Origin of the sequence: Frigoribacterium sp. CG_9.8 (assembly GCF_015751965.1) — a bacterium.
In the GTDB taxonomy this organism is placed as follows: domain Bacteria; phylum Actinomycetota; class Actinomycetes; order Actinomycetales; family Microbacteriaceae; genus Lacisediminihabitans.
The window spans coordinates 857040-877982 of the sequence record NZ_JADOVH010000001.1 but is presented as its reverse complement, the minus strand read 5'-3'; the positions used below and the strand labels follow the sequence as shown (position 1 = coordinate 877982).

Below are 20943 nucleotides of genomic sequence, written 5' to 3'. Positions count from 1 at the left end.
GTGTGATGCCAGCTCACGCTGGCGCGGCCGCGAACCAGGTGCCGATCTCGGCACCGTCGAGCGCGGCGGCGACCTGCCGAGTCGCAGCGAGAAGAACCGGGGTGCCGGATGTCGCAGCCAATTTCGCGGCGGCCACCTTCGTTCCCGCTCCCCCGGTGCCCACCCCGGCTCTCCCGATATCCCCGAATTCCACTCGAGCGAGATCGTCGTCGAACGGGACCTCCGAGATACGATGCGCTCCGGGTTTCTCGGGGGGAATGTCGTACAGCGAATCGATGTCGGACAGCAACACGAGCAGGTCCGCCCGCACCAACTGGCTCACCAGTGCGGCCAGCCGGTCGTTATCACCGAACCGGATCTCATGGGTTGCAACCGTGTCGTTCTCATTGACAATGGGCAGGATGCGCAGGTCGAGGAGCCGGTCCATCGCCCGTTGCGCATTGCCACGATGAGTCGGATTTTCGAGGTCCCCGGCCGTAAGCAGCACTTGTGCCGCAACGATTCGAAAGCGGTCAAGGCTCTCCTGGTAGCGATAGATGAGCACGTTTTGACCGACTGCGGCGGCGGCCTGCTGTGTGGCGAGATCGGTAGGACGTGAATCGAGCTTCAGAAAGGGCATTCCTGTGGCGATCGCTCCGGACGAGACGAGGATCACCTCGGTACCCCGCGCGTGGGCCGCTGCAAGCGCGTCGACGAGCGGGGCAATCTGATCTGTATTCGGCCCGCTAATCGACGAGGATCCCACCTTGACGACGATGCGCCGCGCCGTGGGGATGCCGGCCCGCGAGAGAACGGGGCTAGCCATCCGCTCGCGAATCCTCCGACTCAGACCCGCCAGACTCGGTACTCTCGGCAGACTCGGCAGTCTGACTTGTGGCTGATTCGGGAGCAGCACCGTTTTTCTCTGTGATGGCGAAGCCCTCGTCGTCGTTCCACATTCCGGCTTCCCGCTCACGGATGAGCTCGGCACGAGCTTCGGCCTTGCCATCCATTCGATCGAGGTATTCCTGGCGCCGGGTCTTCGACGTCGGACGATCGTTCTGCACCAGCCGTGGATCGGTGCCGCGCGGTGCCGTCAGCAGCTCCGCTGTGGAGGTGAGGGTCGGCTCCCAGTCGAAGGTGACCGGGCCGATAATCACGGTCGAGCCAGCAATGGCACCGACCTTGAATAGCTCGTTCTCCACACCGGACTTGGCGAGGCGATCGGCGAGGAAGCCGACCGCTTCCTCGTTGTTGAAGTCAGTTTGGGCGACCCAGCGTTCGGGCTTGCCCCCGACAACGCGGTAAATGTTGCCACCCGACCCGCCCTCGACCTTGACCGTGAAGCCAGCATCACCGGTGGCACGGGGGCGCAGCACGATCCGCTGCTTCACCGGTAAAGCAGCTTTGTTGGCACGTTCAGAATCCACCAGCTCGCCGAGGGCGAAGGACAGCTCGCGCAGTCCTTCCCGGCTGACCGCAGAAATATCGAAGACGCGGTATCCGCGCGCTTCAAGGTCGGGGCGCACCAGATCGGCTAGTTCACGCCCTTCCGGCACGTCGACCTTGTTGAGGGCGATGAGTTGGGGCCGGTCGAGCAGGGGAAGCTGCCCCTCAGGTACCGGATATGCGGCGAGTTCACCGAGGATGACATCGAGGTCACTGATCGGATCACGGCCAGGCTCGAGAGTGGCGCAATCAAGAACGTGCAGCAGTGCGGAGCAGCGCTCGACGTGACGCAGGAATTCGAGGCCGAGCCCCTTGCCCTCACTTGCGCCCTCGATCAGACCGGGCACATCGGCAACGGTGTACCGCGACTCGCCGGACTCTACGACCCCGAGATTCGGATGCAGCGTGGTGAACGGGTAATCCGCAATCTTCGGTTTCGCGGCAGAGATGGCGGCGACAAGGCTCGACTTACCAGCCGAGGGATAGCCGACCAGTGCGACATCCGCCACCACCTTCAGCTCGAGGAAGACATCGCCTTCCCACCCGGGGATGCCGAGAAGTGCAAACCCTGGCGCCTTCCTCTTGGTGGACGCGAGGGCGGCATTGCCGAGTCCACCCTGCCCACCGGGAGCGACGATGTAGCGCATGCCCGGCTCGGTGAAGTCGATGAGTTCGTTGCCCTCGACATCCTTCACAACGGTGCCAAGTGGAACGGCAAGTTCGATCTCCGTGCCGTCGGATCCGCTGCGATTGTCACCCATGCCCTGGCCGCCCTTGTCGGACTTGCGATGGGGAGCACGATGGAAGCCGAGGAGGGTTGTCACGCCCATCTCGCTCACCAGCACGATGTCTCCACCGTCGCCCCCATTGCCGCCATCGGGACCGGCGAGGGGTTTGAACTTCTCGCGCTTCACCGAAACGCAACCGTCACCGCCGTCGCCGGCGCTGAGATGAAGTGTCACCTGGTCAACGAAGGTTGCCACAACGCATCCTTTCGTGTGCTGAGTGAGCGGTTAACTGGGAAGAGCGAGCCGAAGCCCGCCCGAACCCAGTGAATTTGTCGATCTCCATGAGATCGGCGGCCGAGAAGGTCGCATAGCGACCGCATCGAGACCTAGGTGCCTACGCGGCCACCACGATGTTGATGACCTTGCGGCCACCCTTGGCGCCGAATTCGACCGCGCCAGCGGCGAGCGCAAACAGAGTGTCGTCGCCGCCACGTCCGACATTGACGCCGGGGTGGAAGTGAGTGCCGCGCTGGCGCACGATGATCTCGCCAGCGCTGACGACTTGGCCGCCGAAGCGCTTGACGCCGAGGCGCTGTGCGTTGGAATCGCGACCGTTGCGGGTGGAGCTTGCGCCCTTTTTGTGTGCCATGACTGGTTCCTCGACGTCTTCGGTGTTACTGAATGCTGGTGATCTTGATGCGGGTGAGCTCCTGGCGGTGGCCCTGGCGCTTCTTGTACCCGGTCTTATTCTTGAACTTCTGAATGACGATTTTAGGGCCTCGGAGGTCGCCGACGACCTCTGCAGTCACCTTCACCTTCGCAAGGGCCTCAGCGTCATGCGTGATGGTGTCGCCGTCGACCAGCAACACAGGTACGAGCTCGACGTTGCCGTCTTTGTCGGCCTTGATACGGTCGAGAACCACAATGGTTCCGACCTCAATCTTTTCCTGCCGACCACCGGCGCGCACAACTGCGTAAACCACTTGGGAACCCTAACTCTGTGAACTGATACCGATGATTTCGGCAGAAGTCTTGGTGTGCATTCGATTGCGGGCATAGCCCAGCACACACCGGAGTTCAACAATAGTGGATGATCGCCGCTCCGGTCAAACGCTGAGCGGCGTGTTCACACCGTGTCGACGTTGCCGACGCCGTCGTGCTCGAACGGATGCCGTTCGAGCCACATCCGAACCAGGAAACACATGAGGATCACGAGTGGCGCGACGCTCAAAAACTGTCCACCGCCCCGAGCCGCCAGTTACTCGAGAGCCCGAAAGAACTGCTCTCCCTCAGTGGTGGAGATCCGGTGGGTCAGCGAAGTGCTCTTCGAAACCTTCCCGTTTAGACTCGGTCGATGGCCATCCTGATTGATCAGCCGAGGTGGCCAGCCCACGAGATGCTCTGGTCTCATCTGGTGAGTGACAGCTCCCTTGCCGAGTTGCACGACTTCACCAGCCGAATGGGCATCCCCCTGCGGAGTTTCGACCTCGATCACTACGATGTGCCGCAAGACAGGTACGACGAACTGGTGGCTGCGGGAGCCGAACCGGTGAGCATCCGGCAACTCGTCGAACGATTACGCCACAGCGGCTTGCGGGTCTCCCAGCGGGAACGCCGCCAGCTGTAACCACATCAGAACTCCGCGAGCCCGCGCATCCCCCCCCCCCCCCCACGACCAGAATCTGCGAAGCATGACCTCGACGCGTTACCAGCTCTCGTTGAAACCCTCCACGCTTCGGACGACCGCACCACTGGCGATATCGATGACGACGGTGCTGATAGAGGTGGATTGAGCATTGACCGCGTAGCCGTCAGAAACGCTGTTCGCATAGTCGGGGATGACATTCACCGCAGCGAACTGGCCGTTCGGAGAAATACTGAAATTCTCGATGCTGCCCGCGTCATCCGGTGTCTGGTAAAGCACCCGGGAGGTCGTACCGCTTTCGTAAACGAGATAGCTCTGAAACTTGCCGCCCTTTGCCGAATCGAACACGGCCACCTGCTGCACTCGGGCTGTACCCCGATCAAGCAGCACGACATCACCGCCGTAAGTGGATGCTCCGGCAATAGGCAGCGACGGGAGACGGGTCTGGGTACCATCGGCGAGGGAGTAGGCGATTTTACCGAAGGCGTCGCTCACGACGATCTGCTTCCCATCGGGCGCGCTGCGCCCCAGGCCCGTGTACTGACCGAGAGGCACTGGTGGACCAGACTTTGCGGCATCAATGAGAAACACTGTCTGGTCCTGGCCCTGTGCGACGATGTTCGTGCTTCCACCCAGAAACCCCCAGCTCAGCACGCCGAGTGGTTTGCCGGCGAGGTCAGGCACCGGTATCACCGTGTGTACCCCGGTCAGGTCAACCCGCATCAGCACAGTGGTGAACTCTCGCGAGACTGCGGCGCCCGCACTCGTGAAGACGAAACCGAGCAATCCGGTATCCGATTCACCCCGCAGCTCGTCGATAGTGCCTGGCCCCGGCAACTGAATTTTCTCGACCAACTTGCTCGACAGCCCCACTATTGAGAGCGAACTCGTGCCGTCGTCTGCAAGCGTAGTGACGGCGAGCGCCTGGGCGAAGACGACGAATTGCTGAATGCGGGGGGCCGAATAGATGATGGTGCGCTCACTGCCGCGAAGCCCCGTACGCACTATCGAGTCGAGCTGGCCCGCACCGACTGCCGGGTCGGCCCGATCCAGGTAGTAAATCTGTGCGGCAGCCGTAGTGAACGAATAATCGAAGGTCGATACCCGGGGCTGGAACGCATTGGCAACATCTGATACCCGCACCGAATATGTGGTGCCGTAGCGCAGACGGTCCGTGAACTGCACGGCAATGATTGCGCCGGTAGTGCTCACGGTGAATGGCACAGCTGGGCTTACCGACACGTTCTTCTTCGACACGCTGAGGATGCTCTGGTTGGCGAATAGCCGCAGTTGCTGTCCGGCTCGAGCGACCACTCGATCCGCATCGACGGTGCCACTTGACAGCTTTGGCCCCTGCAAAAAGTTGAGCCCCGCAAAGCCGGCGACGAGGACCACGAGTGCGACCACGGTAAAGGTAAGAGCGCGGCGAAACCGCTTTGCCGGCTCGCCAGCACCATCTGCGTCGTCAGTAGAGATACGGCTCACTTGGCTGGTCTACTTTCGTCGTCGATGTGGGAACCAGGGCGATTGACTGCTGGCTCTGTGTACTGGGATTGGTCTCGAACGACCCACTCACCTTCACCCACTGGTCGGCTGCAAAGCGGTCCTGCCAGTTGGGGAGGTACACCGGCACGCCCACCGGCTGCGCATCGACGGCGCAGCAGGTGATCACGAACCGGGACACATAAAAGACGTTCTTCGGATCATCCTTATCCCTGGTAATGAATCCCACGACATTGGCTTCCTTCTCGCGATAGAAGCCAACGTCGGTGGTCTGACGCAGCAGTGACGACCAATCGAGCACGGTGAAGCGCGCGTAGGCCCCCGCAGGAGCGGATGCCGCAGAGTCCACGGTTCTCGTGCCCGGGCCGACCTGCGTACTATTTATCACCCGCTGCTCAGCCGTGGCGGTGGTGAGTGTCGTGGGGGGTACGACGACGAGAGCAACGGCCATCACCAGGGTCAGCATCGAGCCGATGACCGTGATCCCCCGGCGAAGGCGACCGGAGCTCGGCTGCTCGTGCTCGAGTTCGTGCTCGTGTTCGCGTTCGCGTTCGTGCTCGTTCGCAGGCTCGTTCGTGTGCGCTGCCGCCTGCCGAAAACTCGCCACGACCAGCACGAGCCCCAGTGCCGCCATGATTACTGTGAACACGATGTATCGCGGATGAATGTACAGAATGAGCTGGTTGGTCACCGCCAGCCAGACCGTCGACACGAGGGCTGCAACGCACAGCGCGATGCCCTGCCAGCGAGTGAACCTAGGCAAGATAATTCACGACCAATCCGATCAGAGCACTGAGCAATCCGACGATCACAGTGAGTTGCACCAGCACTTTGGCGCGGAAAGTGGTGCGCATGAGGGTGAGCATCTTGATGTCGATGATCGGGCCGAAGAGAAGGAACACTGCAATCGAGCCGGGCATAAAGGTACTGGCGAACGGGAGGATGAAGAACGAGTCAACGTTCGAGCAGACTGAAATCACGAACGCGAGCGCCATCATCGCAAGAATCGACCAGAGCGGATTGCTCCCCAGGCTCAGCAGCACCGAGCGCGGCACGGCGACCTGTACGAGTCCGGCAATAAGCGAGCCGATGAACAGGGCAGGCATGATCACGGCGCTCTCACGCGTGAAAAGCTCCACACTCTTCTGCCACCGAGTCTGATCGTGTTCGTGCGGGTCGGGCAGGCGGCATTCCGCGGCAAAGCGGTCGGTGAGCAGGCTGTCCTGGTCGGGATGCTTGGCGTAGAGCCAGCCGATCAGATTCGCGATGACGAAGCCGCCCACCAGACGTGCCGCGAACACCCAGCTGTCGAAGCCAAAAGCCTGGCCGGTCGTGAGGATGGTGATCGGGTTGATAATCGGCGCGGCAAGCAAAAAAGTCATTGACTCAGAGACAGTGAATCCCTTGACCATCAGTCCGCGCGCGAGCGGCACATTGCCGCATTCGCAGACCGGAAGGAATACGCCCAGAAACGAGATGGTGACGCGCCGGAGAAAAGCGTTGCGTGGCAAAATCCGCATGATCCAGCGGTCGGGAACCCAGACCTGCACAAGGATCGACAACAGGATTCCGAGGACCACAAACGGCAGCGACTCAATAATTACGCTGATCGACAGCGTGAGGAGGTCCTGCACGCGGTTGGGCAGCGACCACGGCCCAAGCGCCGGGGTCAGCGCACGCACCAGGAAGACCCCGACGATTCCGACCAGCCCAACGGACAGGCCCACGATGGTGGGCATTCGGATGGCGCGGCGTTCGCGCTCTGCTACCCGGATGCCCACCTGCGGGATCCTACGTTGCTACGACCACGTCACGGGGCCGACTCGCGAGCAACTTCTGATTACTCGGCGTGCAGACCCTCGGTCGAATCGGAGGTTCGCACGGTGCCGGCGCTCGACGCGCGCCGCGAGACGCGCGAGCGTCCCTGCCCCGGTTGCTTCGGCTCCGGAAGCGCATCAAGCACGGAGTCAAGAATCAGCTCGGCATCGTGGGTGGAGATCCGTCGCGGTCCGCGCGAGTTCGACTTCACCGGGATATCGAGGATCTCGATAGCGGCTTCGGCCGCTGCAATAGTCACGGCCTCCACCTCTGGCGAGTCAGACGCGACCTTCGCAGCACTGTTGGCAGCGACCGGAGCCGCTACCGCCTGTTCCGTCGGAGCGTTCAAACCCTCAGCAGCGGCAGGTTCCTCGACTGGCGCGTGCGTGATCGTCGATGCTGCAATTTGGGCGAGGGCATTCTTCACGTCATCGGTGATCGCGTGCGTTCCCCCATTCGGCCTCTGCCCGGACGACGCACCGTTGCTCGACGCACCGTTGCCGCGCCCGGAATCACTGCCGCCGTTGCCGCTTCCATTGCCACCTTTTCCACGTCCACGACGCGGGGTCTCCGGCTGCACCGACTGGCGATGACGGGTGACGGGGTCGTGGTGGATGACGATGCCGCGGCCCGCGCAGAACTCGCAGGGTTCGCTGAACGACTCGATGAGCCCGAGGCCGAGCTTCTTTCGGGTCATCTGCACCAGGCCGAGTGAGGTCACCTCGGCGACCTGGTGCTTGGTGCGATCACGGCTCAGGCATTCAACCAGGCGGCGCAGCACGAGATCACGATTCGACTCGAGCACCATATCGATAAAGTCGACGACGATGATTCCGCCGATATCGCGCAGACGTAACTGGCGCACGATCTCTTCTGCCGACTCGAGGTTGTTCTTTGTGACCGTCTCTTCGAGGTTACCGCCGGAGCCGACAAACTTGCCGGTGTTGACGTCGACGACGGTCATGGCCTCAGTGCGGTCGATGACGAGCGAACCACCGGAGGGTAGCCAGACCTTGCGATCCAGCGCTTTCTCGATCTGCTCCGTAATGCGGTATTCGTCAAACGAGTCGACAGTTCCGGTGTAGCTCTGCAAGCGGCTGACGAGATCGGGGGCCACCTGGGAGAGGTACGTCGTGATCGTAGCTTTGGCATCCTCACCATCGATTACGAGCTCGTGGAAGTCTTCGTTGAAGACATCACGCACGATCTTCACCAGCAGGTCGGGTTCACTGTGGAGCAGTGCGGGAGCCTGCACGTTCTCGAGGGTCGCGCTGATCGTGGCCCACTGCGCGGTGAGGCGGTTGACATCGAGGGTGAGCTGTTCGTCAGTCGCGCCCTCTGCAGCCGTGCGGACGATCACGCCGACGTTCTCGGGCAGTACCTCATTGAGGATCTTCTTCAGCCGCGCACGCTCAGTATCAGGCAGCTTGCGGCTGATCCCGTTCATCGATCCGTTCGGCACGTATACGAGGTAGCGGCCGGGAAGACTGACTTGGCTGGTGAGACGCGCGCCCTTGTGACCGACCGGATCCTTGGTCACCTGAACGAGAACCTTGTCACCCGGCTTCAGGGCGAGCTCGATGCGGCGGGCCTGGCTCTTGCCGTCGGCGGAGTTCTCGGCGGCGGCCTCCCAATCCACTTCGCCCGAGTAGAGCACAGCGTTACGACCGCGCCCGATGTCGACGAAGGCGGCCTCCATGCTCGGGAGCACGTTCTGAACACGACCGAGGTAGACGTTGCCGATCAGACTGGCATCCGCAGCCTTGGCGACGTAGTGCTCGACGAGCACTCCGTCTTCGAGCACCCCGATCTGGATGCGGTCGAACTTCGAGCGCACGACCATCTTGCGATCGACACTTTCGCGGCGGGCCAGAAATTCGGCTTCCGTGATTACCGGCCGGCGGCGGCCGGCATCGCGGCCGTCGCGGCGACGCTGTTTCTTCGCCTCGAGGCGAGTCGAGCCACGCACCTTCGTCGGCTCATTACTGAGTTCGGGAACCGCGCGGGGGGCACGCACCTTGACGACCGTATTGGACGGGTTGGACTTGCCAGAATTTCCACCGCCCGAGTCGCGGTCTTCATCACCGGCGCGACGCCGTGACCGGCGGCGAACCGACGTCTGCTCGCCGTCGTCATCTCCCCTGTCGCGATCCGTGTTTCGGTCGTCAGCGCGGTAATCGTTGCGATCGTCATTGCGATCGTTAGCGCGATCGTTGTTGCGACCATCATTGCGACCGTTAGCGCGATCGTTGTTGCGATCATCATTGCGATCGTTAGCGCGATCGTTTTCGCGGTCATTGCTGCGATCGTTGCGAGATTTGCGGGAGTTTCGCGGAGCCCGGTTATTCCTCGGCTCATCGTCGTAATCGTCATCGGGTGCCGATCGTGGCGCGATCACGGGAAGATCTGGCGCCTGGAACAGCAGCGATGTGCTGGGCAGGACGACCGCTGCCTGCATCGGTGCCTTCATTGGTTCCTGCGTCGATGCCTGCGTCGAGGACTCCGGCCCAGACTTTTCGCCGTCGGAGAGCGCTTCGTCAAAGTTGGATGCGCCAGACTTTGCGGTGCTGGACTTTGCAGTCGTGCGGCGGACCGGTGTTCGCTTCGCCGTCGGTTCGGTGACAGTCTCGGCGGCAGTCGCTGTGGCGGTCTCGGCGGCATCGTCAGCGGTGCCGTTGGCGGTGTTCTTCGCAGCGGAATCCTCAGTCGGCCGGGGTGCCTTCGCTTTGGCCGTCTTCGGCTGCGAAGTCTTCTCCTGCACAGTCTTCTCCTGTGCAGTTTCTGGCTGTCCGGTATCTGGCTGTGCTGGCAGTGGCAGCACTGCCTCCCGCTGCTCTGTCGTCGGCTGATCCGGCGTGACCGCGACCTCGGCGGCTACCGACTCCGGTGCCGCCGTGGACTTGGAGGCCCGACGAGAGCCGAAGAGGCGCGAGCGCTTTTTCGGTTCATTGTGGGCCGAATCGTCGTTGTTGTGTGCAGTTGTCTCCACCATTGCTGGCGCACTCCTAGCCCGGAACGGGAAGCCGCGCGACCCGTCGGGTACTCTCTCGTCGCGGTTTTCAACTCCGGCGGTTGTGGCCTCGGTCGATCTGCCGCTAATTCTTCGCTCTGATACCGGCCACCGGCCCCCGGTCGCTGTGACACGCTGGGGCTAGTTTTGGTCTCGTTCGCTTGTCTTGGTAGTTCTGTTCGGAACTCGCTATCCGACGCGCCGTCGATGGGGATCAACCCTTGGCGGATCGAAGCCTATTCAGCGCGGCCCGGTGTTGTATTCGGTAACCCTCAGGTTGCGTCGCACAGTGCCCGGTAAGCATTCTCTGGCATCATATCGAGCGCGGCTCGCATGACACCCCCAAATTATCGCATGCCTTGCCAGTTCCGCCACATTTGGCTCATGCAATAATCCTCAAGGTGTCCATGAGCTCATCGGAAGCCCGCTCCCGGGGTGGCATTTTCGCCCTCACCATCGTTGGTGCAGTCGGCGTGGTCGTGTCCTTCGCCAGCACGGCCATTGCTTTCGCCGGCCTCAAGGCCGCCAACGGTATCCCTAAGTTGGTCGGGGCCGACAATGAGCTCGGCTATCCGTCATCGGCTTTCTCGATGGCGCTGTTCGTTCTCGTGCTCACGGTGGGAGCCGCCCAACTCGCCGGTGCCCTGATCTCCCCCGCTTGGTGGCGCGCGCTCGCAACAATCTCTGCGGTGGCTGTGGTTTTCCAGCTCTGGGCTGCCTACCTCGCTGTTGTCGCCCAGCTCGCCATCACCGTGGCGCTCGTGGTGCAACTCGTGCTCATGGTGCTCGTGCTCGCGTTGACCGTGACCCGGCTGCGACGCGATGGGCGGCCGCTCGAGCTCGGAATTTTTCTCGCGGTGGCGTCAGTCGCCGGGTTCTTCTCGGCTTTCCGCCTCACCGTCGATAAGGTCGGCACGTTCACAGAGCCCGACGTCGCGCCATCCTGCAATGTCAGTGTTCTTGTGCAGTGCAGTAAAAATCTCGCCTCGTGGCAGGGCTCGCTCTTTGGCTTTCCCAACCCGGTTCTTGGGATCGGCGGATGGTCAGCACTCTTCATGATCGCGGTGCTCATCATCAGCGGGGTGAGCTTTGCCCGCTGGTTCTGGATCGCCATCAATGTAGGCATCACCCTCGCCCTCGCCTTCGTAATCTTTCTCATCACCGAGAGCATCTTCGGTCTTGGTACGCTCTGCCCGTGGTGCATGGCAACCTGGTCGGTGGTGATCCCCTCGTTCTGGCTGATCACCCTCTACAACCTGAAGAGCGGACATATCCCTGTTTCTGCGCGCCTTCGTTCCGTGGCGAACACGGCATATGGCTACGTTCCGCTGATCACTCTCGTGAGTTACGTCATCGTCGCGGCGATCGCACAAGTGCAGCTCGACGTGATCCACCGCCTGTGATGTTTTCTTCCGGGAACACCCCACTCCACGCGCACTGCACCCCGGCCTCACCACGGTCTGGCTGCTGAGATTTCCCTCCATCGCCCAGTTCATCCATCTCACAGTTCATCCATCTCACAGAATGTTGGTTAGCAAAACATGGCTGCATCCGGTACCTCGCCCTCCTCTCAAGGCAAGAAGGATCGGCGGGAGGCCGCCCGCGAGACGGCTCGCCTCGAACGTGAGGCCGAGAAAAAACGCCAGCGCCGCAACAAAATATTTCTCCAGGGCGGGATCGGCATCGCCATCCTGGCAGTCATCGCAGTAGTGGTGGCGATCGTGGTGCAGCCCGCAACGCCGGGTGCCCCCGGCCCGAGGAATATGGCGAGTAGTGGCATCCTCTTCACCGGGCAGGGCGGGGTGGCCACCGCGACGACTACTGCGGCGGCTGCAGCAGACGGAAAGCCGAAGGCGACACAGACCAACACCTCAGATGGGCTTGTGCACATCGTCACTTACGTGGACTGGGCATGCCCCGCCTGCAAGACCTTCGAGGCGACCTACGCAAGCCAGATCCAGCAGCTGGTCGCAAGCGGATCGGCGACTCTTGAGGTGCACCCCATCTCGATTCTCGACCGCAACTACGGCACGAGCCGATATGCCACCCGTGCGGCAAACGCGGCTGCCTGTGTTGCCAATTACCAACCGGCGAAGTTTCTTGACACTCAGAAAGAGTTCTACGACAAGCAGCCCACCGAAGGAACTTCGGGGCTCACCGATACGCAGATCAAAGCGCTCGTCACCAACGCCGGCGTCACCGATTCTGCGGTCACCAACTGCATCAACACCGAGCAGTTCACAGACTGGATCGGCACCGCAACTCAGGTGACCACCGCGAACACCGCACTGGTCAACGCTGCCGCGGGTGGATTCTCGACCCCGACTGTGATTGTCAACGGCAAGCGGTGGGATGGCTCTGGCGACTTCCTGCAGTTCGTCAGCACCGCGGCAGGCACCGCCACTCCGTCACCGTCGCCCAGCAACTGACGAAACGGGTCACTCCCGCATTCGCCGAGCCCCGTCCCCAAGCCCCATCCCCAAGCCCCGTCAGGGGTCAACTTCGCAGGCTCCGGATGCCCGGACGCATGCGAAATTGACACCTCAGCTGGGGCCGAGGCGGGTCAGTCAGTCGAACCAGAGAGCGAGTTCGCGCGCGGCGGATTCGGGCGAGTCTGAGCCATGCACGACATTTTGCTGCACGCGAAGCCCCCAGTCCCGCCCGAGGTCACCGCGGATGGTACCTGGAGCGGCCGTGGTGGGGTCTGTCGTGCCGGCTAGCGACCGGAAGCCCTCGATGACTCGCTCTCCCGCGATCCGGAAAGCGACGATCGGGCCACTCTCCATGAACTCGACGAGCGGCTCATAGAACGGCTTTCCGAGATGCTCCTCATAGTGCTGGGCTAACAGTTCGCGGCTGGCCTGCACGAGCTTCACGTCGACGAGCTGATAGCCCTTCGCTTCGATTCTGCACAGGATCTCGCCGGTGAGGTTGCGGGATACGCCATCCGGCTTGACGAGAACGAGAGTTTCTTCGGTGCTCATTGGGGATCCTAATTGTTGGGTGACGGGGGATTATCGAGCAGGTATGCGGCCTTGCGACGATCGAGGCGGAGGCCGGTGACGAAGCAGTAGATCCAGATCGCAGCGAAGATCGCCCCGATGAAGTACATCAGGGGCAGCAGGATGCCGAGGGCAATGAGCGCGACCTGAAGCACCCAGCCGATCCAGACCCCCACCGGCCTGCCGGCGAGTCGACCGGCGAGGATCAGGAGCACGGCAAGCGCCGCTCCCCCACCGAAAACCACCGGGATCGGAAGCACCCGGAGGCCGAATGCCACCATCACGACGAAAAAGACCAGCACGGTCTCAAGCAGCAGGGCGATCGAGAGCAGTGATTCGCTGGCGGAGCGCACGCGCCGCACGCGCATGTGGGGGTTTTGCGCCGCATCCGACCCGGTCATCGTTTCCACCCTTCCGCCGCCGCGATTACGAGAGCGTCGCCGATGAGTGTGATCGACCCGGTGATGACGACGCCACGACGGGGTGCCTTCTGCGCCCAGGCGCGGGCGGCAGCGATCGCTTCGCTTGGCGTGTCGTATTCATCGACCGAGATTGTGGGAGCCACTTCGCGCACGAGCTCGGCGAGGTCATCCACGGCAACGGCCCGCTCGGAACTCGAGGCGGTGACAAGCATGACCTCGGTGACCGGGGCGAGGGCTGCCACAATACCGCGGGCATCCTTGTCGTCGAGCACTCCGAGAACTACAGCGACCTCGTCGAAGGTGAAATAACTCCCGAGTGCAGCCGCGAGCGACTGGGCTCCATCGGGATTATGCGCGGCATCGATGATCACGGTCGGCTCAATGCCGATGACCTGAAGGCGTCCGGGAGAGGTCGCCGTTGCGATGCCCTCGGAGAGCACGTCGCCCACCAGCATCTGCTCCCCTCCACCGAGGAACGACTCGACGGCAGCGATCGCCACGGCCGCATTCTGCGCCTGATGGTCTCCGAAAAGGGGAAGAAAGAGGTCGGTGTAGGTGCCGGCGAGTCCGCGCACGGAGAGCACTTGGCCGCCAACAGCAACGGTGTTCGAGAGCAGCTCGAAGGCTGCGCCCTGCACGGCAAGGCTCGCCTCCATCAGCTCGCTCGCTCGCTCGAGTTCCGCGAGGGAGGTCAGCGGCTGGCTGGCGGTCACGACCGCGGCAGCGGGCTTGATGATGCCGGCCTTGGTGGCGGCGATGAGCGCGACGGTGTTACCGAGGCGCGCGGTGTGGTCGAGCGAGATCGGCGTGAACACGGCAACCTGGCCGTCACCCACATTGGTGGCGTCCCACTCGCCGCCGAGTCCGACCTCGATCACTGCAACATCCACCGGGGCGTCAGCAAAGCACGCGTAGGCGAGAGCGGTGAAAGCCTCGAAGAAGGCCAGCGGAGCGTCACCAGCGGCGCGGAGTTCGGCATCGACCATGTCGAGGTACGGCTTGATATCGCGATAGTTCGCGACGAAGGCCTCATTGCTGATCGGCTCTCCGTCGATGAGGATCCGCTCGTTGACCCGCACCAGATGCGGGCTGGTGAACAATCCGGTACGCAGGCCGTACGCGCGCAGGATGCTCTCGGTGATGCGGCTCGTGGAGGTCTTGCCGTTGGTGCCGGTCACATGGATGATCGGGTACGAGCGCTGCGGATCGCCGAGAAGCTCGACGACCCGCCGGGTTGCGGACAGACGCGGTTGTGGATGCCCCTCGCCGATGCGCGCGAGCAGCTCCCGGTAGACGCGGTCGGCATCCTTCTGGAAGAGTGCATCATCGCCGAGCTCCGGATCATCGGTGAGAGGCTCATTGCGGTCCCGGTCGTTGCTGTCGGGTGTGGGGGTATTAGACATTGATTGCTGCTCCATGGATGGTTACTTCGACGAGCACGTCGCCGCTATTTGCATACTGTCCGGCTGTGATCAGGGAGCGGAATGCACCGGCACGCCCGTGGAGCGCTGCGTACGCCTCCACAGCGCCGCCGGTCTCGACCGCGGTGATTTCCAGCGCGAGAGTCTCTTCGGCGATGGTGTCTTCGAAGGGCTCGACACCAGCTTTCTCCGATGACGACTCGAAGTAAAGCGTGAGATCGATGCGGTCGCTCACCTGGAAGCCGGCAGCTTTTCGAGTGTCCTGCACGGCGCGGATGAGGTCCCTCGCAAGACCCTCGGCCTCGAGCTCCCAGGTGGTCACCGTGTCGAGCAGTACGAAACCGCCGCCGGGCAGGAAGGTGATCGCCTGCGCGTCATCCGCGGCCTGCGGCTGCAGCTCGAACTCGGTGGGAAGCAGTTCGATACCGCCAACGATCACGTTCTCGCCGCTCACCTGCCAGTCGCCGGCCTTGGCCGCCTGGATCACCTGCTGCACCTGCTTGCCGATGCGGGGTCCGGCCGCGCGGGAGTTGACCGTGAGCTTGCGTTGGATGCCGAATTCAATGAGGCTTTTATCCCCGAGTTCGCGCACCGCCACGGCCTTCACGTTGAGTTCGTCGCGCAGGATGTCGAAGAACGCACGAAGTTCGTCCGAGTTCTCGGCGACCACGGTGAGCTCCGCGAGGGGAAGTCGCACCCGAAGCCCGGTGGCTTTTCGAAGCCCGAGCCCACACGATGCGATCTCGCGAACTCGATCCATCGCGGCGACCAGCGCGGTGTCCTGGGGGAATGATGCAGGATCCGGCCAGTCGGTGAGGTGCACGCTGCGGCCGCCGGTGAGTCCCCTCCAGACCTTTTCGGAGACGAGTGGCAACAGCGGTGCCGCGAGTCTGGTGAGCGTTTCGAGCACCGTATACAGGGTGTCGAAGGCGTCGGCACTGTCACCGCTCCAGAAACGCCCACGGCTGCGACGCACGTACCAATTGGTGAGTACATCCCCGAAATCGCGCAGGGCATTCGCCGCAAGTGGGCTGTCCAGATTGTCGAAGTGCAGGGTGACCTCGCCGATCACCTCGCGGGTCTTGGCGAGCAGGTAACGGTCGAGAACGTCGGTCGAGTCAGTGCGCAGGGTAGCGGTGTACCCCTTGTTGTTCTCGGGCCCGGCGGCATTCGCATACAGCGTGAAGAAGTAATAGCTGTTCCAGAGCGGCAGCATGAGCTGGCGCACTCCCTCACGGATCCCCTCCTCCGTGACCACGAGGTTGCCACCCCGGATGACCGAGGACGACATCAGGTACCAGCGCATCGCATCCGCGCCATCCCGATCGAAGACTTCGGAGACATCCGGATAGTTGCGCAGCGATTTCGACATCTTCTGGCCGTCGCTGCCCAGCACGATGCCGTGACTGATCACGTTGCGGAACGCCGGACGGTCGAACAGCGCCGTCGACAGCACGTGCAGCATGTAGAACCAGCCGCGGGTCTGGCCGATGTATTCGACGATGAAGTCCGCCGGATTGTGCTGCTCGAAGAACTCGCCATTTTCAAAGGGATAGTGAACCTGCGCGAACGGCATCGATCCGGAATCGAACCAGACGTCGAGCACGTCGTCAATGCGCCGCATCGTCGAGCGACCGGTGGGGTCGTCGGGGTTCGGCCTGGTGAGGTCGTCGATGAACGGGCGGTGCAGGTCCGTCGGACGCACGCCGAAGTCGGCCTCCAGCTCGTCGAGCGATCCATAGACGTCGACACGCGGATACTCCGGGTCGTCGCTCTTCCAGATCGGGATCGGCGAGCCCCAATAGCGGTTGCGCGAGATCGACCAGTCCCGGGCGTTTGAGAGCCACTTGCCGAACTGGCCGTCTTTCACGTTGTCGGGTACCCAGTTGATCTGATCGTTGAGCTCGACCATACGGTCACGAAACTTTGTCACGCTCACGAACCAGCTCGACACCGCCTTGTAGATGAGCGGATTCTTGCAGCGCCAGCAGTGCGGATAGCTGTGTTCGTAGCTCGCCACCCGCAGCAAGCGGCCTTCAGCGCGCAGCATTTGCACGAGCGTCTTGTTGGCGTCGAAGACCTGAAGCCCCGCGACATCCGCGATCTGAGCCAGGAACTTGCCCCCGTCATCGACGGAGATGATGACCGGTATGTCGGCGGCGGCACAGGTGATCTGGTCGTCTTCACCGTAGGCGGGCGCCTGGTGCACGATTCCGGTACCCTCGCCGGTGGCGACATACTCGGCAACGAGAATCTGCCAGGCGTTGCCGGTACCCCAGGCCTCGACATCCGCGTAGTAGTCCCAGATGCGGTCGTAGGTGACCCCGCCGAGTTCTGCGCCGAGCATCGTGCGACTGATTGCTTCGACGGCGGCATCGGCCGATAAATAGCCCAGGTCTTTTGCGTAGGCGGCGACCGTATCGGCCGCGAGCAGAAACTCGGCCACCCCCTCGGCCGAGCCATCGGATGCCCCGAGCGGACCGCTTGCAACAACGGCATAGCGGATGGCGGGGCCGACGGCCAGCGCGAGGTTGGTCGGTAGTGTCCACGGTGTCGTCGTCCAGGCCAGCGCCTTGACGCCGGTCAGTCCCAGGGCTTCCGCCTTGGGTCCGTCGAGTGGGAAGGTGACGGTCACGGACTGGTCCTGCCGCATGCGGTAGACGTCGTCATCCATGCGAAGCTCATGATTGGAGAGCGGTGTCTCGTCATGCCAGCAATAGGGCAGCACGCGGAAGCCCTCGTAGGCCAGTCCCTTGTCGTACAACTGCTTGAAAGCCCAGATCACCGACTCCATGAAGGTGATGTCGAGCGTTTTATAGTCGTTCTCGAAGTCGACCCAGCGGGCCTGGCGGGTGACATAGTCCTCCCACTCGCGGGTGTATTCGAGCACCGATTCGCGCGCCTTCTCGTTGAAGGTGGCGATCCCCATCTCTTCGATCTGACGCTTCTCGGTGATACCGAGCTGGCGCATCGCCTCGAGTTCGGCCGGAAGCCCATGGGTGTCCCAGCCGAATCGACGATGCACGAGCCTGCCGCGCATGGTCTGGTAGCGCGGGAAGAGGTCCTTGGCATACCCCGTGAGCAGATGGCCGTAGTGCGGAAGCCCGTTGGCGAAGGGAGGGCCGTCGTAGAAGACCCATTCCTGGCAGCCTTCGCGCTGGTCGATCGAGGCCTGGAAGGTGTCATCCCGTTTCCAGAAGGCGAGGATGCCGGTTTCGATCGCCGGGAAATCCGGCGATGCGGTGAGGGCAGTGTCTTCAGCACTTTGGCCATCAGTCAGGGGGTAGGTCATGTCTCTCCAGGTCGCAGGTTCAACTGGACGAGGACGCGATCTTCAAAAAACGGATCGCGCGGTACCACCCCGCTTGCCGCCCGGTACAGGGCGACCGCTTATTCGTTGGCGTTGACGGGCCAGCCCCGTTCGGTTCTACCCGGCAGCCGACCGTGGTCGGATGCCGCTCTTCCGAAGACTCCCCGGTGATGGCCGGATCGGTGTCGCTAGGCATAATGATATCCGACGCTGCGGGCCGACAACCGTGATGAGCTGGGATTGTTCCCGGCAGTCTCGCGAAGCACCCCCGCTGGCCGCGCTACTCCGGCAACTCGCTACTCCGGCAACGGCGCGAGACTCTCCGCCGCCGCACCCAGCGCGGACGATAGGCCGGTCGAGACGACGTCGAAGGCTTCGGACATGTACTCCGCGAGCGGCCGGCGCCCGATGCCATCCAGTGCCCAGACCGTCCAAGCCACCGAAATAGCGCCGGAAAGCGCGTTCGCCGCACTGAGCACGAGCAGATCGTCACACCGTCGCGACAGCTGCCGTGCGAGGAAGTCCGCGATCAGGTCTGAACGGCGGGCGAGCCGCGCAAGACCGGAAACTCGCGTCTCCTCCGCTGTTCCCATCACGTCGACCTGGGTAAGCGCAAGCGGTACCCGATCCACCCCGATCTGCGACACGACTCGCAAGGTCGCAGCGCGCATCTCGGCGAGCGCCGACCGACCGTTCGGGATCGCCCGAAGCTCGACAGCGAGCCGGTCGATCGCAGCATCCAACTCCACCCACAGAACGTCGCTCTTGGCGGTGAAGTAGTTGAAGAATGTGTTGCGGCTCACACCGGCGCGCTGAGTGATCTGCTCGATCGTGGTGAGCGCGTAGGTGTTTTCAAGAAACAGCTCCGCCGCCGCATCTTCAATGACAGCGCGAGATGATCTGCGCGGCCGGCCGACAGCGTTCTGCGATGCTGGCACGAGCTGTTCCTCCGAACCGTCGTAATATTGTACTGAGCCCAATAATAGAACCGAAGGAGTCCTCCGTCGTGAAACGTGTTGTTTCCCCCGTCGTTTCCATTCTTGCAGTCGCACTGGTGGCCGCCGGATGCACCGCCGCGACCGCGCCGACGGGCACGAAACCGGTGTCGGGCGGCACCCTCGTCTACGCCACCGGCGATGCCGAGCCCACCTGTCTCGATCCGCACGTCGGAGGTAATTACCCGCAGGCGCTGATCGCTAGCCAGTACCTCGAATCCCTCGTCTCCAAAAACACTGCAGGCGAAATCATCCCCTGGCTCGCGACTAAGTGGTCTGAGGCGCCCGACGGCCTGAGTTGGGACTTCACACTCAAGAAGGATGTGAAGTTCACCGACGGCACAGCCCTCACCCCCGAGACGATCGCGGCGAATGTTGCGCACGTGCAGGATCCGGCCACCACATCCTCGACCGGCTATCTCGCCCTGCAGAAGGTCACCGGGGTGACCGCGCCGTCAGCGGATGTCGCGCGCTTTACCCTCTCGACACCAGACAGTGCTCTGCTCGACTCGCTCTCCCAGCCCTGGCTCGCGATCGAATCCGCCACCGCACTGAAGCGCAGCCAAGCCGTGAATTGTGAGTCACCAGTGGGCACCGGACCATTCATCGTGACCAAGTGGACGCGCCAGCAGTCAGTGAGTCTGGTGCGTAATGACAGCTACAGCTCTCCCCCGGCGGATGCCACCCACTCGGGGCCCGCCTACCTGAAGGCGATCGACTGGCGCTTCCTGCCCGACTCCGCCTCGCGGTACGCGGCGCTGCAGGCCGGCACTGTCGATGTCATCGATAACGTGCAGCCCGACACGCTCGTCGCGGCGAAGGGAAGCGCGGATCTCGTCACTCTCGACGCACCGCGGCCCGGGGCATCCAATCGCATCGAATTGAACTCGAGTATCGCACCCTTCGACGATGTGCGGGTGCGCGAGGCGTTCATCCGCTCGGCGAACGTGAACGACGCAGTCACCACCCTGTTCTTCGGTACTGCGAAGCGCTCCTACTCGGCACTGTCGAGCGTGGAGAAGTCGGGAATCTCCGAACCCTCACTGTTCACCTACGACCAGAAGGCCGCAGCGAAGCTTCTCGATGAGGCGGGCTGGTCGACGAAGAATGCCGATGGATACCGCACCAAGAACGGCGCCGTGCTCGAGCTCTCCTTCCCGGTGAGCACCAACCAGTCGATCCCGGCCGAGCAGTCGCTGTTCGAGCAGTTGCAGGCCACCTCGAAGCAGGCCGGTTTCAAGGTCGACCTCAAGCCACTCGACCTGTCGAGCTGGTACGGCGCCCTCGGCAAGAACCTGTACAACCTGGTAAGCGCTCCGTACACGAAGGTCGGGCCAGACGTGCTGCGCACCCTGTTCGACTCCGCCGGCACGAAGCCCGCGCCGAGCGGTTACTTCGCTAACCATTCCCAGGTGAAGGATCCGGCACTCGACGCACTTCTTGAGAAAGCCGCAACCTTGTCGGATGCTGCGGAGCGTTTGTCCCTCTACAAGAAGGCCCAGAAGATCGTGCTGGAAGGCTTCTACATTCTGCCGCTCTACGACCAGCAGAACCACTACCTTCACCGCTCCGTCGTGAAGGGCCTGCGGGCGATGCCGACGGTGTCGACCCCCACGATGTACGACTCGTGGCTCTCCCGGTAAGCGCGGCACCCCCATCCG

Annotated in this window: 17 protein-coding genes; 4 read left to right on the top strand and 13 right to left on the bottom strand. The window is 62.7% G+C overall.

Annotation, left to right across the window (positions count from 1 at the left end; genetic code table 11):
• Positions 1-13: 13 nt before the first annotated feature.
• From proB to rplU, 4 genes are all read right to left on the bottom strand, one after another.
• A complete protein-coding gene (gene proB / locus IWX88_RS04365) occupies positions 14-805 on the bottom strand; it encodes a glutamate 5-kinase (RefSeq protein WP_196827506.1) in 792 nt (263 codons plus the stop codon).
• Positions 798-2411, bottom strand: coding sequence for a GTPase ObgE (gene obgE, locus IWX88_RS04360; RefSeq protein ID WP_196827504.1), 1614 nt, complete (start codon positions 2409-2411; stop codon positions 798-800). The genes proB and obgE overlap by 8 nt, the downstream gene beginning before the upstream one ends.
• Before the next feature lie 139 nt (positions 2412-2550).
• A complete protein-coding gene (gene rpmA / locus IWX88_RS04355; RefSeq protein ID WP_196827501.1) occupies positions 2551-2805 on the bottom strand; it encodes a 50S ribosomal protein L27 in 255 nt (84 codons plus the stop codon).
• Between the two features lie 25 nt (positions 2806-2830).
• Positions 2831-3139: a 50S ribosomal protein L21 gene (gene rplU, locus IWX88_RS04350; protein ID WP_196827499.1), complete on the bottom strand. Its 309-nt coding sequence runs from the start codon at positions 3137-3139 to the stop codon at positions 2831-2833.
• A gap of 371 nt (positions 3140-3510) precedes the next feature.
• Between rplU and IWX88_RS04345 the strand changes: the two genes are divergently transcribed.
• Positions 3511-3783, top strand: coding sequence for a DUF4031 domain-containing protein (locus tag IWX88_RS04345; protein WP_196827497.1), 273 nt, complete (start codon positions 3511-3513; stop codon positions 3781-3783).
• 78 nt (positions 3784-3861) lie between these two features.
• Here the strand turns inward: IWX88_RS04345 and IWX88_RS04340 are convergent, their stop codons facing one another.
• The 4 genes from IWX88_RS04340 to IWX88_RS04325 all read right to left on the bottom strand — a co-directional run bounded on the left by IWX88_RS04340 (position 3862) and on the right by IWX88_RS04325 (position 10114).
• The gene (locus IWX88_RS04340) at positions 3862-5286 is read right to left on the bottom strand and encodes an Ig-like domain-containing protein (RefSeq protein ID WP_196827495.1); all 1425 of its coding nucleotides are present in this window, start codon (positions 5284-5286) and stop codon (positions 3862-3864) included.
• A complete protein-coding gene (locus IWX88_RS04335; protein WP_231368759.1) occupies positions 5267-6067 on the bottom strand; it encodes a TIGR03943 family protein in 801 nt (266 codons plus the stop codon). The genes IWX88_RS04340 and IWX88_RS04335 overlap by 20 nt, the downstream gene beginning before the upstream one ends.
• Positions 6060-7079 carry a permease gene (locus tag IWX88_RS04330; protein ID WP_370568178.1) on the bottom strand — a complete coding sequence of 340 codons (1020 nt, stop codon included), beginning with the start codon at positions 7077-7079 and terminating at the stop codon, positions 6060-6062. The genes IWX88_RS04335 and IWX88_RS04330 overlap by 8 nt, the downstream gene beginning before the upstream one ends.
• A gap of 65 nt (positions 7080-7144) precedes the next feature.
• Positions 7145-10114, bottom strand: coding sequence for a ribonuclease E/G (locus tag IWX88_RS04325; protein WP_196827493.1), 2970 nt, complete (start codon positions 10112-10114; stop codon positions 7145-7147).
• Positions 10115-10539: 425 nt separating this feature from the next.
• Here IWX88_RS04325 and IWX88_RS13770 point away from each other — a divergent pair, with 425 nt between their 5' ends.
• Together IWX88_RS13770 and IWX88_RS04315 are read left to right on the top strand one after the other, a co-directional pair.
• Positions 10540-11535, top strand: a complete 996-nt coding sequence (locus IWX88_RS13770; RefSeq protein ID WP_231368758.1) for a vitamin K epoxide reductase family protein — start codon at positions 10540-10542, stop codon at positions 11533-11535.
• Positions 11536-11673: 138 nt separating this feature from the next.
• The gene (locus IWX88_RS04315; protein WP_196827491.1) at positions 11674-12561 is read left to right on the top strand and encodes a thioredoxin domain-containing protein; all 888 of its coding nucleotides are present in this window, start codon (positions 11674-11676) and stop codon (positions 12559-12561) included.
• A 138-nt stretch (positions 12562-12699) separates the two neighbouring features.
• Here the strand turns inward: IWX88_RS04315 and ndk are convergent, their stop codons facing one another.
• The 5 genes from ndk to IWX88_RS04290 form a co-directional block, all read right to left on the bottom strand.
• Entirely contained in the window at positions 12700-13116 is a 417-nt protein-coding gene (ndk, locus tag IWX88_RS04310; protein WP_196827488.1) for a nucleoside-diphosphate kinase, read from the bottom strand.
• An 8-nt stretch (positions 13117-13124) separates the two neighbouring features.
• Positions 13125-13535 (bottom strand): DUF4233 domain-containing protein, encoded by a 411-nt coding sequence (locus tag IWX88_RS04305; protein ID WP_196827486.1) that lies wholly within the window; start codon positions 13533-13535, stop codon positions 13125-13127.
• On the bottom strand, positions 13532-14959 hold the full coding sequence (locus tag IWX88_RS04300; protein ID WP_196827484.1) for a folylpolyglutamate synthase/dihydrofolate synthase family protein: 1428 nt from the start codon (positions 14957-14959) through the stop codon (positions 13532-13534). Before IWX88_RS04300 ends, IWX88_RS04305 begins: the two co-directional genes overlap by 4 nt.
• Entirely contained in the window at positions 14952-18269 is a 3318-nt protein-coding gene (gene ileS / locus IWX88_RS04295; RefSeq protein ID WP_196827482.1) for an isoleucine--tRNA ligase, read from the bottom strand. Before ileS ends, IWX88_RS04300 begins: the two co-directional genes overlap by 8 nt.
• Positions 18270-18583: 314 nt before the next feature.
• Positions 18584-19225 carry a TetR/AcrR family transcriptional regulator gene (locus IWX88_RS04290; RefSeq protein WP_196827480.1) on the bottom strand — a complete coding sequence of 214 codons (642 nt, stop codon included), beginning with the start codon at positions 19223-19225 and terminating at the stop codon, positions 18584-18586.
• Here IWX88_RS04290 and IWX88_RS04285 point away from each other — a divergent pair.
• Entirely contained in the window at positions 19216-20925 is a 1710-nt protein-coding gene (locus IWX88_RS04285) for an ABC transporter substrate-binding protein (protein ID WP_196827478.1), read from the top strand. The two genes, IWX88_RS04290 and IWX88_RS04285, sit on opposite strands and share 10 nt — an antisense overlap.
• Positions 20926-20943: the final 18 nt, after the last annotated feature.